General features: G+C 64.0%; 12 protein-coding genes. 11 read left to right on the plus strand and 1 reads right to left on the minus strand.

Features of this window, described 5'->3' with window-relative positions; all coding sequences use genetic code 11:
• Positions 1 to 124 precede the first annotated feature (124 nt).
• The 7 genes from EB235_RS29485 to EB235_RS29515 all read left to right on the plus strand — a co-directional run bounded on the left by EB235_RS29485 (position 125) and on the right by EB235_RS29515 (position 8,526).
• A complete protein-coding gene (locus tag EB235_RS29485; RefSeq protein WP_027033872.1) occupies positions 125 to 964 on the plus strand; it encodes a GNAT family N-acetyltransferase in 840 nt (279 codons plus the stop codon).
• Positions 965 to 976: 12 nt separating this feature from the next.
• The gene (locus tag EB235_RS29490; protein ID WP_051429809.1) at positions 977 to 2,380 is read left to right on the plus strand and encodes an aspartate aminotransferase family protein; all 1,404 of its coding nucleotides are present in this window, start codon (positions 977 to 979) and stop codon (positions 2,378 to 2,380) included.
• 239 nt (positions 2,381 to 2,619) lie between these two features.
• A complete protein-coding gene (locus tag EB235_RS29495; protein ID WP_432431184.1) occupies positions 2,620 to 3,312 on the plus strand; it encodes an HAD-IA family hydrolase in 693 nt (230 codons plus the stop codon).
• 64 nt (positions 3,313 to 3,376) lie between these two features.
• Positions 3,377 to 4,987 carry an ABC transporter substrate-binding protein gene (locus EB235_RS29500; RefSeq protein WP_027033870.1) on the plus strand — a complete coding sequence of 537 codons (1,611 nt, stop codon included), beginning with the start codon at positions 3,377 to 3,379 and terminating at the stop codon, positions 4,985 to 4,987.
• Positions 4,988 to 5,075: 88 nt separating this feature from the next.
• Positions 5,076 to 6,026, plus strand: a complete 951-nt coding sequence (locus tag EB235_RS29505; protein ID WP_027033869.1) for an ABC transporter permease — start codon at positions 5,076 to 5,078, stop codon at positions 6,024 to 6,026.
• Positions 6,027 to 6,028: 2 nt separating this feature from the next.
• A complete protein-coding gene (locus tag EB235_RS29510) occupies positions 6,029 to 6,874 on the plus strand; it encodes an ABC transporter permease (RefSeq protein WP_051429808.1) in 846 nt (281 codons plus the stop codon).
• Positions 6,871 to 8,526, plus strand: a complete 1,656-nt coding sequence (locus tag EB235_RS29515) for an ABC transporter ATP-binding protein (RefSeq protein WP_027033868.1) — start codon at positions 6,871 to 6,873, stop codon at positions 8,524 to 8,526. Before EB235_RS29510 ends, EB235_RS29515 begins: the two co-directional genes overlap by 4 nt.
• 130 nt (positions 8,527 to 8,656) lie before the next feature.
• Here the strand turns inward: EB235_RS29515 and EB235_RS29520 are convergent, their stop codons facing one another.
• Positions 8,657 to 9,133, minus strand: coding sequence for an Lrp/AsnC family transcriptional regulator (locus tag EB235_RS29520; RefSeq protein ID WP_027033867.1), 477 nt, complete (start codon positions 9,131 to 9,133; stop codon positions 8,657 to 8,659).
• 223 nt (positions 9,134 to 9,356) lie between these two features.
• Here EB235_RS29520 and EB235_RS29525 point away from each other — a divergent pair, with 223 nt between their 5' ends.
• The 4 genes from EB235_RS29525 (at position 9,357) to EB235_RS29540 (ending at position 15,549) form a co-directional block, all read left to right on the plus strand.
• On the plus strand, positions 9,357 to 10,682 hold the full coding sequence (locus tag EB235_RS29525; protein ID WP_027033866.1) for an NAD(P)/FAD-dependent oxidoreductase: 1,326 nt from the start codon (positions 9,357 to 9,359) through the stop codon (positions 10,680 to 10,682).
• A 268-nt stretch (positions 10,683 to 10,950) separates the two neighbouring features.
• A complete protein-coding gene (locus EB235_RS29530; protein WP_027033865.1) occupies positions 10,951 to 11,973 on the plus strand; it encodes an ABC transporter substrate-binding protein in 1,023 nt (340 codons plus the stop codon).
• 70 nt (positions 11,974 to 12,043) lie between these two features.
• On the plus strand, positions 12,044 to 14,521 hold the full coding sequence (locus tag EB235_RS29535; RefSeq protein WP_027033864.1) for an ATP-binding cassette domain-containing protein: 2,478 nt from the start codon (positions 12,044 to 12,046) through the stop codon (positions 14,519 to 14,521).
• Positions 14,518 to 15,549, plus strand: coding sequence for an ABC transporter permease (locus EB235_RS29540; protein WP_027033863.1), 1,032 nt, complete (start codon positions 14,518 to 14,520; stop codon positions 15,547 to 15,549). The genes EB235_RS29535 and EB235_RS29540 overlap by 4 nt, the downstream gene beginning before the upstream one ends.
• The last annotated feature ends 95 nt before the right edge of the window (positions 15,550 to 15,644 follow it).

Below are 15,644 nucleotides of genomic sequence, written 5' to 3' on the forward strand. Positions count from 1 at the left end.
TGTCAGCACAAGATGCGGCGCACCCCTCGCGTTACGGTGAAAGATACTGCCCGAGCCAAGGCCTTCAGGCGATCTGCGGCGCGCCGATGACCGAGACTTGGGCACCAGACGGAAGGGATGCCTCATGCAGCAGGGCGAGATCGAACTCCAGGCCTTCGAGCCGGATCATATCGACGGCGCCGTGGCGCTTTCTCGCCAGGAGAATTGGCCGCACCGCCCGCATGACTGGCAGATGGCGCTGCAGCTCTCGAACGGTGCGGTCGCGGTCGACGACCAGGGCCGCGTCACCGGAACCATCCTGGTCACCCCCTACGGCATGGACTGCGCCATGATCAACATGGTGATCGTCGACAGGACTGTGCGGGGTAAAGGGCTCGGGCGCCGGCTGATGGATCAGGCCTTCGCCCTTGCCGGCGACCGTCCGCTGCGGCTCGTCGCGACAGCGGACGGCATGCCTCTCTATGAAAAGCTCGGCTTCGTGGCGTCCGGTACGATCCGGCAACATCAGGGCAGCGTTGCCAAGCTTGGTGCGCCCGACGACGTGGAAGCCGCAGGCACCGCTGATCTCCCGGAAATCAAGGCGCTGGACCGCGACGCCTACGGCGCCGATCGAGAAACTCTGATCGATGCGCTGGCGCAGCGCGGCCAATTCGCGGTCATCCGCCGCAACGGCGCCATCGAGGCCTATGCCGCGATCCGCCCATTCGGACGCGGCGAGGTGATCGGTCCGGTCATCGCGGGAAGCGTCGAAGCCGCCAAAGACCTGATCCGCTTCTTCGCCGCCCCGCGCGCCGGCGCCTTCCTGCGCGTGGATACCGGCAGCGGGACCGGCATCGCAGGCTGGCTGGAGGACATCGGCCTCGCCCATGTTGGCGGCGGCGTGGCCATGGACCGTCCACCCAAGACGAGCATGGAACAGGCCAGACCCAGAGTTTACGCCCTCGCCAACCAGGCGCTCGGCTAGTCGGAGAACAACATGCTCGCCAATTCCCTGATCGAACTCGATCGCGCCCATCTCATCCACCCGGTCTCTTCATACCGTGGTCATGAGGCGCAAGGCGTGCGCGTCTTGAAATCGGCGAAGGGTGCGACCGTGACCGATGCGTCCGGCAAGCAACTCGTCGACGGTTTCGCCGGGCTATGGTGCGTCAATGCCGGCTACGGCCACGACAGCATCGTCGAAGCGGCGGCCCGGCAGATGCGCGAGCTTCCCTACGCCACCGCCTATTTCGACCTCGGCTCGGAGCCGGCCATCCGGCTCGCCTCGGAGCTGGCCGAGCGTGCGCCAGGCGACCTCAATCACGTCTTTTTCACGCTTGGCGGGTCGGACGCGGTCGACAGCACGATCCGTTTCGTCCGCTACTATTGGAATGCCAGGGGCGAGCCGCAACGCGACCAGTTCATTTCCATCGAGCAGGGTTATCACGGCTCGTCGGTGGTCGGCGCGGGCCTGACCGCCCTGCCCGCCTTTCACGCCGGTTTCGGCATTCCCTTTGAATGGCAGCATAAGATCCCCTCCCCCTATCCCTATCGCAACCCGGTGGGCGAGGACGGGAACGCGATCATTGCCGCATCGCGCGCCGCGCTGAAGGCCAAGATCGAGGAGATCGGGCCGGAGCGGGTCGCTGCCTTCTATGCCGAGCCGATCCAGGGTTCGGGCGGCGTCATCGTTCCGCCGAAAGGCTGGATCAAGGCGATGCGCGAGCTCTGCCGGGAGTACGGCATCCTGTTCATCGCCGACGAGGTGATCACCGGCTTCGGCCGCACAGGCCCCTTGTTCGCCTGCACCGATGAGGACATCGTTCCCGATTTCATGACGACCGCGAAGGGGCTGACCTCGGGCTATGTTCCCATGGGCGCCGTGTTCATGGCCGATCATGTCTACGACGTCATCGCCGATGGCGCGGGCGCGTCGGCGATCGGCCATGGCTACACCTATTCCGCCCATCCCGTCAGCGCCGCCGTCGCACTCGAGGTGTTGAAGCTTTACGAAAACGGCCTGTTGGAGAATGGCATCAAGGCCGGCGCCCGCCTGATGGCGGGCTTGGAGGGCCTGAGGGACCATCCGCTGGTTGGCGACGTGCGCGGCCGCGGCATGCTTGCCGCGATCGAACTGGTGGTCGACAAGCAGAAGAAGACACCGCTTCCGGCATCGGCGATGCCGGCGCGGCGTGTCTTCGACAGGGCATGGGACAACGGCCTGATCATCCGTGCCTTTGCGCATGGGGTTCTCGGCTATGCGCCGCCGCTCTGCTGCACCGACGCCGAAATCGATACGATCGTCGAGCGCACGCGGCGGACGCTCGACCAGACGCTGGACGATCCCGATGTCCGCCAGGCCCGGCATGACGGGCGGCGAGTACCACGCGTTTCGAAATAGCGCCGGGACAGACGATTTCGCAATTTTGTGCCGCGCCCTCACGCCTTTTCGGCGAATCCAGCGCGGGGGAAGTGCCAGACTGCGTTTAAGACAAGGCCAGAAAGCCCAAGTTTCCGGGTTTTAGAAAAAGGCCAGCGCCCCGGACAGCACGGAATTTTGTTCTGTTCAGCACGATGTAATTCGGCCCTGCGCAGAGGAGAGCTAAATTTTTGGCCAGGGGTTTCAGCGAATTCAAATATATGAGCTTCGACGTCGTCGGCACGCTGATCGACTTCGAAGGCGGCATTACGACCTGCCTGGCGGGGATTGCCGCCGACGCTGGCGTGTCCATTGATGGCGAAGCAGCGCTGGCCCTGTATCGGAAAGCCCGCTACATGCCCGATGCGGGCCTGTTCCCCGACGATCTCGTACGTGTCTACATGGTCATCGCGCCGCGGCTCGGCCTGCCGGCCGAAGAGAAATACGGCGTCCGCCTGAGAGATTCCGCCAGCGTCTGGCAAGGCTTCCCCGACAGCGCGGCAGCATTGGCCGAACTTGCGAAATCCCACAAGCTGGTTGCCATGACCAACGCTCGGCGCTGGGCGCTTGATCATTTCGAGAAGCAACTCGGATCGCCCTTCTTCGCCACGTTCACCGCCGACGACACCGGCACGGAGAAACCGGACCCGGCTTATTTCCAGAAGGTCTTCGATTTCGTGGCTTCCCGGGGCGATAGCAAGGACGACATCCTGCACGTCGCGCAAAGCCAGTACCACGACATCGGCATATCCCGGGCGCTTGGCATGACCAACTGCTGGATCGAGCGCCGGCACGCCCAGCAGGGCTATGGCGGCACGATCGAGCCGGAGCGCTTCACCGTGCCGGACTACCACTTCACCTCAATGGCCGCGTTGGCGGCGGCAGTGCGGGAAAGCCTGAAGGAACGAACCTGAGCCCAAACCCGGAAAGCCGCAACAAGACGAGCATCCCGGAAAAACAAACAGAAAGGGGAATGATATGACCGACAAGATCACGAACTGGACCAGCGCAGACGATGCCATGGTCGAAAATGCCATTCGGCGGGGCGCGAGCCGCCGCGAACTTCTCAAGATGCTGCTGGCCGGCGGCGCCGCGGTTGCCGCGGGCAGCGTGGTGCTCGGCCGTGCCACGCAAGCCGTGGCCGCCACGCCGGTTTCCGGCGGAACCTTCAAGGCGGCAGGCTGGTCGTCCTCGACCGCCGACACGCTCGACCCGGCAAAGGCGTCACTGTCCACCGACTATGTCCGCTGCTGCTCGCTCTACAACCGCCTGACTTTCCTCGACAAGGATGGCGTCACGCAGATGGAGCTGGCTGAAAGCTTCGACAGCAAGGACGCCAAGACCTGGACCGTGAAGCTGCGCAAGGGCGTCACCTTCCACGACGGCAAGGACCTCACCGCCGACGACGTCGTCTTCTCGATGAAGCGCCATCTCGATCCGGCGGTCGGTTCCAAGGTCGCCAAGATCGCCGCGCAGATGACCGGCTTCAAGGCGGTCGACAAGTCGACCGTAGAAATCACGCTGGCCGATCCGAATGCCGACCTGCCGACCATCCTGGCGCTGCATCACTTCATGATCGTGGCGGACGGCACCACCGACTTCTCCAAGGGCAACGGCACCGGCGCTTTCGTGCTGCAGACGTTCGAACCGGGCGTGCGGTCGGTCGTCACCAAGAACAAGAACTACTGGAAATCGGGCCAGCCTTACCTGGACTCGTTCGAATTCATCGCCATCAGCGACGACAGCGCCCGCGTCAACGCTCTGCTTTCCGGTGACATCAATTTCGCGGCCGCGATCAATCCGCGTGCGATGAAGCTCATTGGCGGCCAGCAGGGCTTCGAATTGTCGAAGACGACCTCGGGCAACTACACCGACCTCAACATCCGGCTCGACATGGATCCGGGCAACAAGGCCGACTTCGTGGCCGGCATGAAATACCTGGTCAACCGCGAGCAGATCGTCAAATCGGCATTGCGGGGCCTCGGCGAAATCGGCAACGACCAGCCTGTCTCGCCGGCAAATATCTTCCACAATGCCGACCTCAAGCCGAAGGCCTTCGACCCGGACAAGGCCAAGTTCCACTTCCAGAAGTCGGGCCTGCTCGGTCAGTCGATCCCCGTGGTCGCCTCCGATGCCGCGACCTCGTCGATCGACATGGCGGTGATCATCCAGGCCGCTGGCGCGGACATCGGCATGAAGCTCGACGTCCAGCGCGTCCCGTCCGACGGATATTGGGACAATTACTGGCTCAAGGCGCCGATCCATTTCGGCAACATCAATCCACGTCCGACGCCAGACATCCTGTTCTCGCTCCTCTACGCCTCCAACGCGCCCTGGAACGAAAGCCAGTACAAGTCGGAGAAGTTCGACAAGCTGATGATCGAGGCGCGCGGCTCGCTCGACCAGGCCAAGCGCAAGGAAATCTACGGCCAGATGCAGACCATGGTCTCCGAGGAGGCCGGCACCATCATCCCGGCCTACATTTCCAACGTGGATGCCCTCTCCAGCAAGGTGAAGGGTTTGGAGGCGAACCCGCTTGGTGGCATGATGGGCTACGCAATGGCGGAATATCTCTGGCTCGAAGCCTGAGGGAAACCTGCCGGGGGTCGGTCGGCCGGTCCCCGGCACTGCATTGCGCAAGATTGTTTGGCTGAATGCAACCGCAGGGAGCGCTTCCATGACGTCTGGGGTTCTCAACCTCGTGCTGAAGCGGCTGGGGATTGCGGTCGTCACGCTTCTGATCGTTCTATTCGCCGTGTTTTTCGCCACCAGCATGCTGCCTGGCGACACCGCGTCGATCCTGCTCGGCCAGGCAGCGACCCCGGAAGCCGTCGCCGGCCTGCGCGATGCCATGCATCTCAACGATCCTGCAATCCTGCGCTTCCTGCGTTGGCTTCTCGGCCTGCTCCACGGCGACCTCGGCACCTCCTATGCCAATGACATGCCGGTCGCGGCACTGATCGGCGGCCGCTTCGTCAACACCCTGAAGCTAGCCGGCATCACCACACTGCTCTCGGTGCCGCTGGCACTGACGCTGGGCATCACCGCCGCCATGTTGCGCGGTTCCTTCTATGACCGCACCGTCACCATTCTTTCGATCGGCATCATCTCCGTCCCGGAATTCATGGTCGCGACGCTGGCGGTCCTGCTTTTCGCCGTCTATCTCAAATGGCTGCCGGCGCTGTCCTCGGTCAACGAGGCGCATTCGCTGACCGACCTCGTGCGCATCTATGCAATGCCGGTGATCACGCTCACCTTCGTCATCTCCGCCCAGATGATCCGCATGACGCGCGCCGCAGTGATCGAGACGCTTTCCACACCTTATGTCGAGATGGCGCTTCTGAAAGGCGCCTCACGCAGCCGCATGGTGCTCAAGCACGCACTTCCCAATGCGCTCGGGCCGATCGTCAACGCGGTTGCGCTGTCGCTGTCCTATCTGGTCGGCGGCGTCATCATCGTGGAGACGATCTTCAACTATCCCGGCATTGCCAAGCTGATGGTCGACGCGGTCGCGACCCGCGACCTTCCGCTCATCCAGAGCTGCGCGATCATCTTCTGCCTCGGTTATCTCGTCCTCATCACGACCGCCGACATCATCGCCGTCATTTCCAACCCGAGGCTCAGATAACGATGGCGCGTGCCGTAGCCTCCCGACGATCCTTCCTGGGCCACAGCTATAATCTCGTGGGCGTCGTGGCCTCGCTGGTCATCCTGGCGTGGACGCTGATCGCCATCTTCGCACCCACCATCATTCCCCATTCGATCGGCGACATCGTCGACGACGATTATTTCGGCCCGATGCGTCAGGGCCTATGGCTCGGCTCGGACTATCTGGGGCGTGATATGCTTTCGCGGGTTCTGATGGGCGCACGCTACACTGTCGGGATATCGCTTGCGGCCGTCTGCATCGCCTGCTTCTCAGGCGTCGTGCTGGGGATGATCGCGGCCGTCACCGGCGGCTGGCTCGACAGCTGCCTCAGCCGCTTCCTCGACGCCATGAACTCCATCCCCAGCAAGCTGTTCGGCCTTGTGGTCGTCGCGGCGGTCGGCTCGTCGATCCCAGCGCTGATCGTGACGCTCGCCGTCATCTATATACCGGGCGCCTACCGCTTCGCGCGGGCGCTCGCGGTCAACATCAACACCATGGACTTCATAACCGTCGCCCGTGTCCGCGGCGAAAGCACAGCCTATCTCATCGGCTCAGAGATCCTGCCCAACATCATCCGCCCGGTGCTGGCCGACTTCGGCCTGCGCTTCGTCTTCATCGTGCTTTTGCTCTCCGGCCTGTCCTTCCTGGGGCTGGGTCTGCAGCCGCCACTCGCCGACTGGGGCGCGCTGGTGCGCGAGAACATTGGCGGCCTGCCCTTCGCGGCGCCCGCCGTCATCATTCCGTCGCTGGCGATCGCCAGCCTCACCATCAGCGTCAACCTGCTGATCGACAACCTGCCGCAGAAGATCAGGGACAGGGACGCATGACCAATCTCGTCGAGGTCAGGAACCTGAGGATTGAGGCGACGACCGACGCCGGTCGTGTCGTCGAAATCATCAAGGGCGTCAGCCTCGACATCGCCGATGGCGAAATCGTCGCCCTGATCGGTGAGAGCGGCTCCGGCAAGACCACGATCGCGCTCTCGCTGATGGGCTATGCGCGGCCTGGCTGCCGGATCATCGGCGGCGAGATCAATGTCAACGGCAAGAACATGGCGGCACTTTCCGAAAAGCAACGCGCCAAATTGCGCGGCACCGACATTGCCTATGTTCCGCAAAGTGCCGCCGCCGCCTTCAACCCCTCGTCCACCATCATGGAGCAGGTGATCGAGGTCACGCGCATCCACGGCCTGATGCCGCCCGAGCAGGCGCGAAAGCGCGCGGTCGAGCTCTTCCGGGCCTTGTCGTTGCCGGATCCGGAAGGGATCGGCGCGCGTTATCCGCACCAGGTTTCGGGCGGGCAGTTGCAGCGGCTGGCGGCGGCCATGGCGCTCATCGGCGATCCCAAGCTGATGATCTTCGACGAGCCGACGACGGCACTCGACGTAACGACGCAGATCGACGTGCTGAAGGCCTTCAAGTCGGTCATGCGGGCGGGCGGAATAGCTGGGGTCTACGTTTCCCACGATCTCGCGGTCGTCGCCCAGATCGCCGACCGCATCGTCGTGTTGAAAGGCGGCGAAGTGCAGGAGACCGGCACCACCGCGGCAATCCTTTCGGCTGCTCAGCATCCCTACACGCGCGAACTGCTGGCCGCCTTCGAACCCAAGCCGCGGCAGGCCCATGCGGACGCGGATGCCGGGACGAAACAGCTGCTGCGCATCGACAATGTGACGGCCGGCTATGGCGCGGTGCGGGCTGACGGGCTGCCGCTTATCCGCGCTGTCGATTCCGTCAGCCTGATCGTCGAGAAGGGACGCAATCTCGGCGTCATCGGCGAATCCGGCTGCGGAAAATCGACGCTGGCGCGCGTCATCGCCGGCATCCATCCGGCGGCGGCCGGCGACATCATTTTCGACGGCAGGGAGCTGGAGCGCACCGCGGGGAAGCGCAGCCAGGACCATCTGCGCGAGATGCAGATCGTGTTCCAATATGCCGACACCGCGCTCAATCCAGCCAAGCCGGTGGAGGACATCATCTCCCGCCCGTTGGCCTTCTATCACCGGCTCGACAGGCAGGCGCGCTCGAAGCGCGTCGACGAGCTGCTCGACATGGTCCGCCTGCCGAGGGGCCTGCGCTACCGCCATCCGTCAGAGCTCTCCGGCGGCCAGAAGCAGCGCGTGAACTTCGCGCGCGCTTTGGCGGCCGACCCCAAGCTCATCATCTGCGACGAAATCACTTCGGCGCTCGACACGGTGGTGGCGGCCGCGGTGATAGAGCTGCTCAAGGAGCTGCAGCGCGAGTTAGGCCTTTCCTACATTTTCATCAGCCATGACCTCTCCGTCGTCGAAGCGATCTGCGACGAAATCATGGTCATGTATAATGGGCAGCGGGTGGAGCAGATCACGCCCGACAGACTGCAGGCGCCCACCCACCCCTATTCCAAGCTTCTGTTCTCCTCCGTTCCGAAGCTTGACCCGACGTGGCTCGATGGCCTCGTCCGCGACCCCGAGCTCGTGAGCCAGTACGGCCACCGCTAGAGTAATTCCAGGAAAAGTGTGAACGGTTTTCCGTCCGGAATTGCGTCAAAACCAATGCATGTCGCCTAGAAGTGTGCACGGTTCTGGGGCAACGACATGCATCAAAGCAAAGACTGAAAACGGCGGAGCCTTACCGCGGAAACAGGCTGGGCAGCGGCATGTGTGCCTTGACGATGGGGGACTTCAGCACGACGAAGCTGAAATACTTGTCGATGCCGATATCCATGTCGGTCAGCCGCTCCATGATGGTCTGGTACTCGGCTATGCCGGCGGTCACGAATTTCATCAGATAGTCATAGCCACCCGAGACCAGATGGCATTCGATGACCTGGTCGATCTTCTCCACGACAGCGAGAAACCGGGCGAAGTCCACCTGGCGGTGGTTCTTCAAGGTGATTTCGGTGAACACGGTCAGCGTCTGGCCAAGCTTGCCGATATTGATCTGCGCGGAATAGCCCTCAATGTAGCCCTCCGATTGCAGTCTCTTGACCCGCATCAGGCAAGGGCTCGGCGACAGATGAACCAGCTCAGCCAGTTCCACGTTGGTAATGCGGCCGTTCTTCTGCAATTCGTGAAGAATTTTGATATCGATCCGATCCAGTTTCATGGCCGTCTCCGCAGAACGTATGCAGCAGCACAAAATGCTGCCGTACCAACAGCCATCGACATTACCACAGCCCATTGGCCTGTCCATCCAAGCGGACAGCGCTTTGGAACGCAGCGGCTCCCGATTTTACCCGAACGTACGGAATAAAATTCTGCTTCGGCCGCAACTGCGGCAGCGGCTGCCTGCGCAACACGGTAGATTGGCGCTTCAAGGCAGAGACACCATGCGCGCACCACTGCAGCAAATCGAGACATCCGGCGAACTGCCGAAATCCGCGGACGCGGTGGTGATCGGCGGCGGCATCGTCGGCATCTTCGCGGCCTATTACCTGGCACGGCGTGGCATGAAGGTCGCGCTTGTCGAAAAGGGCCGCATCGGCGCCGAGCAGTCCTCGCGGAACTGGGGATGGTGCCGCCAGCAGAACCGCGACGCGCGCGAGTTGCCGATGGCGACAAGAAGCATCGATCTGTGGGGCAGCTTTGCGGCAAAAACTGGCGAAGACACCGGCTTCCGCCGCTGCGGCCTGCTCTATCTCAGCAATGACGAGGCGGAACTGGCTGGCTGGGCACGATGGCGTGACTTCGCCAGGACGGCCGGCGTCACCACGCACATGCTCGACAGCGCCGAAGCCAGCGAGCGGGGCCGCGCCACGGGCCGGACCTGGAGGGGCGGCGTATTCTCGCCGACCGACGGCACCGCCGATCCGTCGCGGGCCGCGCCCGCGGTCGCCCGCGCCATCCTCAAGTTCGGCGGCTCCGTGCACCAGAATTGCGCCGCGCGCGGTATCGAGACCGAAGGCGGACGCCTGAGCGGTGTGGTCACCGAAAGCGGAACGATCCGGACCAAGGTGGCGGTGCTGGCCGGCGGCGCTTGGGCCTCCTCCTTTTGCCGGCAGTTCGCGTTCCGTTTTCCGCAGGCGTCGATTCGCTCCTCCATCCTGTCCGTCTCGCCAGGCGCGGTGGGTCTGCCGGATGCGCTGCACACGGCAAGTATTTCGGTCACGCGTCGCGGCGACGGAGGCTACACGCTCGCTATAAGTGGACGCGGGCGTGTGGACGTGACGCCGCAGCAGTTGCGCTTCTCCTCGCAGTTCCTGCCCATGTTCCTGAAGCGGTGGCGCAGCCTCGCACCCGGCGGCCTGCAGGGCATGCGCTCGGGCCACGAAACGCTCCGACACTGGCGGCTCGACCAGCCGACGCCGATGGAGCGGATGCGCATCCTCGATCCGGTTCCTGACCAGGCGACCATCCGCCTGGCCCACGCCCGGGCGCTCGAGCTGCTGCCGGCACTGCGCCAGACCAGGATCAGCGCGACCTGGGCCGGCTACATCGACAGCACGCCGGACGGCGTGCCTGCCATCGGCGAGATCAATACCGTTCCTGGTTTCTTCCTGGCTGCCGGGTTCTCGGGGCATGGCTTCGGCATCGGGCCCGGCGCCGGGCACCTCGTCGCCGATCTGATGACTGGCTCCGAACCGATCGTCGATCCGCAATCCTATGATCCCAGGCGCTTCGACGCTTCGGCCTGGGGGAAGGTCGCCGACTTCTAAGGCGCGATCCGTTCCGACAGCCAGACATGCTCTCCCGAACGCCATCACCTAGCCGGCGTGAACCGGCCCGACTGGCCAAAGGCAAGGAAGACGAAACGATCGGCTGCGTTTCGCTCTCGTCAATGCATCAAAGTGGGTTCCGGTACCGGCTTGCCTATTTGGTATGCTGGTATAACATGTAGATGGTATGGTGTCTCTCGAATGAGGCGCCGTAACGGAATGGCATGCAAGCCGACCGTGTTGGCCGGTATTTTTGGGAGGAAGTATCATGAAGTTTGCAATCGTGGCGGCGCTTGCCAGCGCCGCGCTGGGGAGCGTGTCTGTGCTGCCGGCAATGGCGTCATCGGACGCACCCGTCATAGCGCTGACCAACGCCTATTACGGCAACACCTGGCGGCATCAGATGGTGGAAGCCTTCGAAGCCTCCGCCAAGGAAGCAAAGGCCGCCGGGCAGATCTCCGACTATATCGTCATGAACGGCGACGGCTCGGTGGCGCAGCAGAACAGCCAGATCGCCGAACTGATCCTCAAGAAGGTTGATGTGCTCGCCGTCGATGCCGCCTCGGAAACCGCGGTCAACGGCATCATCGAAAAAGCCTGCAAGGCCGGCATCATCGTCGTGTCCTTCGATTCAGTCGCCTCGGCGCCTTGCAACTACCAGCTCAATTTCGACTTCAAGGGCTACAAGGCGACCCAGGCCGAGGCCGTCTTCAAGATGCTCGACGGCAAGGGCAATGTCATCCAGGTACGCGGCGTCAAGGGCTCGGCCCCGGACAACGACATGTTCAACGCCCAGCAGTCGGTGCTGGCGAAATATCCCGATATCAAGGTTGTCGCGACCGTCTATGGCCAGGCGACCGCCTCGGTGGCGCAGGCCGCCATCGCCAATGTCCTGCCCTCGCTGCCGCATGTCGATGCGGTGCTCGGCCAAGGTGGCAGCGACGATGTCGGCATCGCCCAGGCCTTTGTCCAATATGGCGGCGACTATGCCGGCAAGATGCCGATCATCGAAGGCGGCGGCGGCACCGATTTCGTCAAATGGTGGGCCGACGAGAACGCCAAGAACGGCTACCAGACGGTCTCGATGAACACGACGCCCGGCATTGGCGGCGCTGCTTTCTGGCTCGGCCTGTCCCTGCTCAAGGGCGCCAAGGCACCCAAGATGATGATCATGCCTGTCGCGACCGTCGATGCCAGCAACCTCAAGGAATACGCCAAGCTGCCGGGCGGCCAGATCATCAGCCCCAGCTATTCGCTCGACTGGGTCAAGCAGAACCTGCTGAGCAAGTAACGCGACCAGCGCATGGGTCGGGCGCCGAAATGGCGCGCCCGATCCTTTGCCGTGAAGAAACGGAGGACGAATGTCCCACCTTGCCGTTGCCGATCAGGGGCGTGCAGGCGCCATGGCGCCTGCTGCTGCGACCCGGCAGGAAATCGTCTCGCTTGCGCGGATCACCAAGAGTTTCGGGCCGACGCTGGCGAATGCCGAGATCGACCTCGCCGTTTCGGCCGGCGAGATCATCGGCCTCGTCGGCGGCAACGGCGCCGGCAAGTCGACGCTGATGCGCATTCTCTGCGGCACCATGTGGCCGACGCTGGGCTCGATCTCCTTCGCCGGTCAGGCGCTTGATTTCGCCGACTACAACGCGGCGGAAGCGCAACGGCGCGGCATCCGCATGGTGCATCAGGAACTGTCGCTGTGCGCCAACCTGTCGGTTGCCGAGAACTTCTTTCTGGAGACGCCGCAGGACGCGGCAAGCCGGCCGCGCTGGCGGAGGCTTTACAGAGGCCGCGCACGCTCGGCGCTGGACGCGGTCTTTCCCGGCAACGGCATCGATGTGGATGCGGAAGTCGGCCAGTTGTCCATCGCCGAACGGCAGATGGTCGAGATTGCGCGCGCCGCCGCGACACCCAGCGTCAGGCTCATCGTTCTCGACGAGCCGACCTCCTCGCTGGATCTCGATCGCTCCAGGCAGCTGCGGGCTTTCATCCGCGAGCGGGCCAAGGCGGGCCTCGCCTTCATCTTCATCAGCCACAAGCTGCAGGAGATCATCGACATCGCCGCGCAAGTGGTGGTGCTGCGCAACGGACGCACTGCCTGGCGCGGCGACGTGGCGGATACGTCGATCGGAAAGCTGGTGCAACTCATGGGTGGCGACACCAATCCGGCCCACCAACATGGCGCCAACGTCACCAGCACCGGAGGCGCTCTGGTGCGGCTGTCCGGAGCCCTGACATCCGAACTGGGCCGTGACATCGAGATCGCGCGCGGTGAGATCGTCGGACTGGCGGGGCTCGAAGGCAGCGGCCAGAAGGACCTGCTGCATGCCATCTTCAAGCCTGGACAGGATGCCGCCGTCACCAGGACCAGCGAAGTCGGCTTCATCGCCGGCGACCGTCAGAAAGAAGGGGTATTCCCGCTGTGGAGCGTGCTGGGCAATATCTCAATCGGCAGCCTTGCGCGCCGCCCGGCGCTGAGCCTGGTCTCGGACCGGGTCAACCGCGCGGCCGCAGCGGACGCTGCCGGCCGGCTGCGGCTCGACGAAAACCGCTTCGGGTCCAACATTCTGGAGCTGAGCGGCGGCAACCAGCAGAAGGCGCTGGTTGCCCGCGCGCTCGTTGCCGATACGCCGATCATCCTGCTCGACGATCCGACGCGCGGCGTCGACATCGCCACCAAGCAGGATTTCTACCGGCTCTGCAACGACATCGCGCGGAGCGGACGGACACTTGTCTGGCACACGACCGAGGACGCCGAACTGCTGGCCTGCGACCGCGTGCTGGTCTTTGCCGGCGGGCGGATCGTCAAGGAACTGACCGGCGCAGCGATCACCGAAGCGGCAATCGTCGGGGCATCGTTCGTCCAGCAAGCGGACAAGCGCGCAGACGCCGCGCAGGGCAAGGCAGGCGCAGTCGCGCTTGCCCGCAGGCTGGTGAACGCGGCCCCTTTCATCGGCCTCGCCGCCGTGCTGGCGGTGATGATTTCGGCCAATCCGGCGGTCGCCTCGATCTTCGGGCTCGACCTGCTGCTGATGCCAGCGCTGTCGCTGGTGCTGGTGACGGCGGCGCAGATGTTCATCGTCGGCGGCAGCGAAATCGATCTCGGCGTCGGCGCTTTCGCAGGCTTGGTCAGCGTGCTCAGCGCCACACTGCTCTACGATCAGCCATGGCTTGGCGCGTTGGCGCTTTTGGCTGCGGTCGCCGCTTATGCCGGTCTTGGTGGGTTGATCCAGGCGCGCAAGATCCCGGCCATTGTCGTCACGCTCGGCGCCTCCTTCATCTGGGTGGGGCTGGGCTATGCGCTGCAGCCGACGCCGGGCGGCGCCAGTCCTGAATGGCTGACGGCGCTGTTCGGCTGGTCGCTCGACTTCCTGCCGACGTCCATCATCCTCATCGCGGCGGTCGCCCTGGTGGTGCTGGTGATCGACCGGCTGCCGCTCGGCGTGGTGCTGCGCGGCTTCGGCAACAATCCCACCGCGATGATCCGCTCGGGCTGGTCGCCGACACGCTACGCGCTGGTGCGCTATCTCATCGCCGGGCTGTTCGCGGCGGCCGCCGGCCTGTCGCTGACGGCGATCAACACGGCAAGCGACATCAATTCCGGCAATTCGTTCACGCTGCTCAGCGTCGCCGCCGTGGTGATGGGCGGCTGCTCGCTGCTCGGCGGCATCGTCTCCCCGGTCGGCGCCATCGCCGGCGCGGTGACGCTGTCGCTGATCGGCGCGCTGCTCGGCACGCTCAATGTCAGCAGCGACTTCAACGCCGCCACGCAAGGGCTGATCCTCATTGCCTTGCTGACGTTGCGCGGGCTGACCGCTGATCGCGGGAGCGAACAATGAATGCGCTGTCCGCCTTCACGTTCTGGGCCCAGAAAAACCGCTGGATCTGGGCGGCGATCGGGGTGCTTCTGCTCTGGCTGGTGCTCTCCGTGGTCACCAACCGGTTCAGCCTGTCCAGCCTGTCGGGCATCATCCTGTCGGCCTCGTTCCTGACGGTCGTCGGCATCGGCCAGATGTTCGTCGTCACCACCGGGCGCGGCAACATCGACCTCTCCGTCGCTTCGGTGATCACGCTCAGCGCCTTCGTCGCGCTGCTGACCATCAAGGGCCAGGATGCCAACCTCGCCATTGGTGTCGCCGCTGCCGTCCTGCTCGGACTCGCGGTAGGCCTGCTCAATTCGTTGCTCGTCGTCGGCCTCGGCATTCCGGCGATCATCGCGACGCTCGCGACAGGCTATGTGCTGGCGACCGCGACGCTGCTGTCGAACCGCGCGATACCCGGTTTTGCCGTCAGCCCGGCGTTGAAAGGTCTGGCGACGGGCCGCATCTCGGGTGTTCCGATCATGGCCATCATTGCCATTCTCGGCGTGGCGGCAGCCTCCTTCGTGCTGCGCTACACCGTGTTCGGACAACTTCTGTCGGCGGTCGGCCAGAACCGCGCGGCCGCCCGGCTCGCCGCCATCAACAACGGCTGGGTGATCGCGGCGGCGTTCATCATCTCTTCGGTGCTGGCCTCGCTCGACGGCCTGCTGCTCGGCGCCTATATCGGCGGCGCCTTCCTCGAAATGGGCCAGCCCTATCTGCTGCAGTCGATCGCCGCCGTGGTGCTCGGCGGCACGCTGATCTTCGGCGGCTCGGCGACCGCGCTCGGCACCCTGTTCGCCAGCATCCTGCTCATCCTGATCGTCACCACCATGCAGATCATCGGGCTGCCTCCCGGCGCCCAGGATATCGTCCAGGGCATCGTCGTCATCTTCGTCCTGGCGCTGGCGGGGCGACAGGCATTGGCGCGCCGCGCCATTGTCGATCCCACGGCCGCCGCGGCGGCGAAGACAGAGCCAGGCGCTGCCGCGTCCCAGTCGAAGTGACGACCACAACCAATGATTCCTCTTGCCAAATTCTGGTAGAGTGATCATACCAGTATATAAGATGACGATCGCAAGACGATCGCCTATGGATCAAG

The sequence above is a fragment of the Mesorhizobium loti R88b genome, assembly GCF_013170845.1.
In the GTDB taxonomy this organism is placed as follows: Bacteria; Pseudomonadota; Alphaproteobacteria; order Rhizobiales; family Rhizobiaceae; genus Mesorhizobium; species Mesorhizobium loti_B.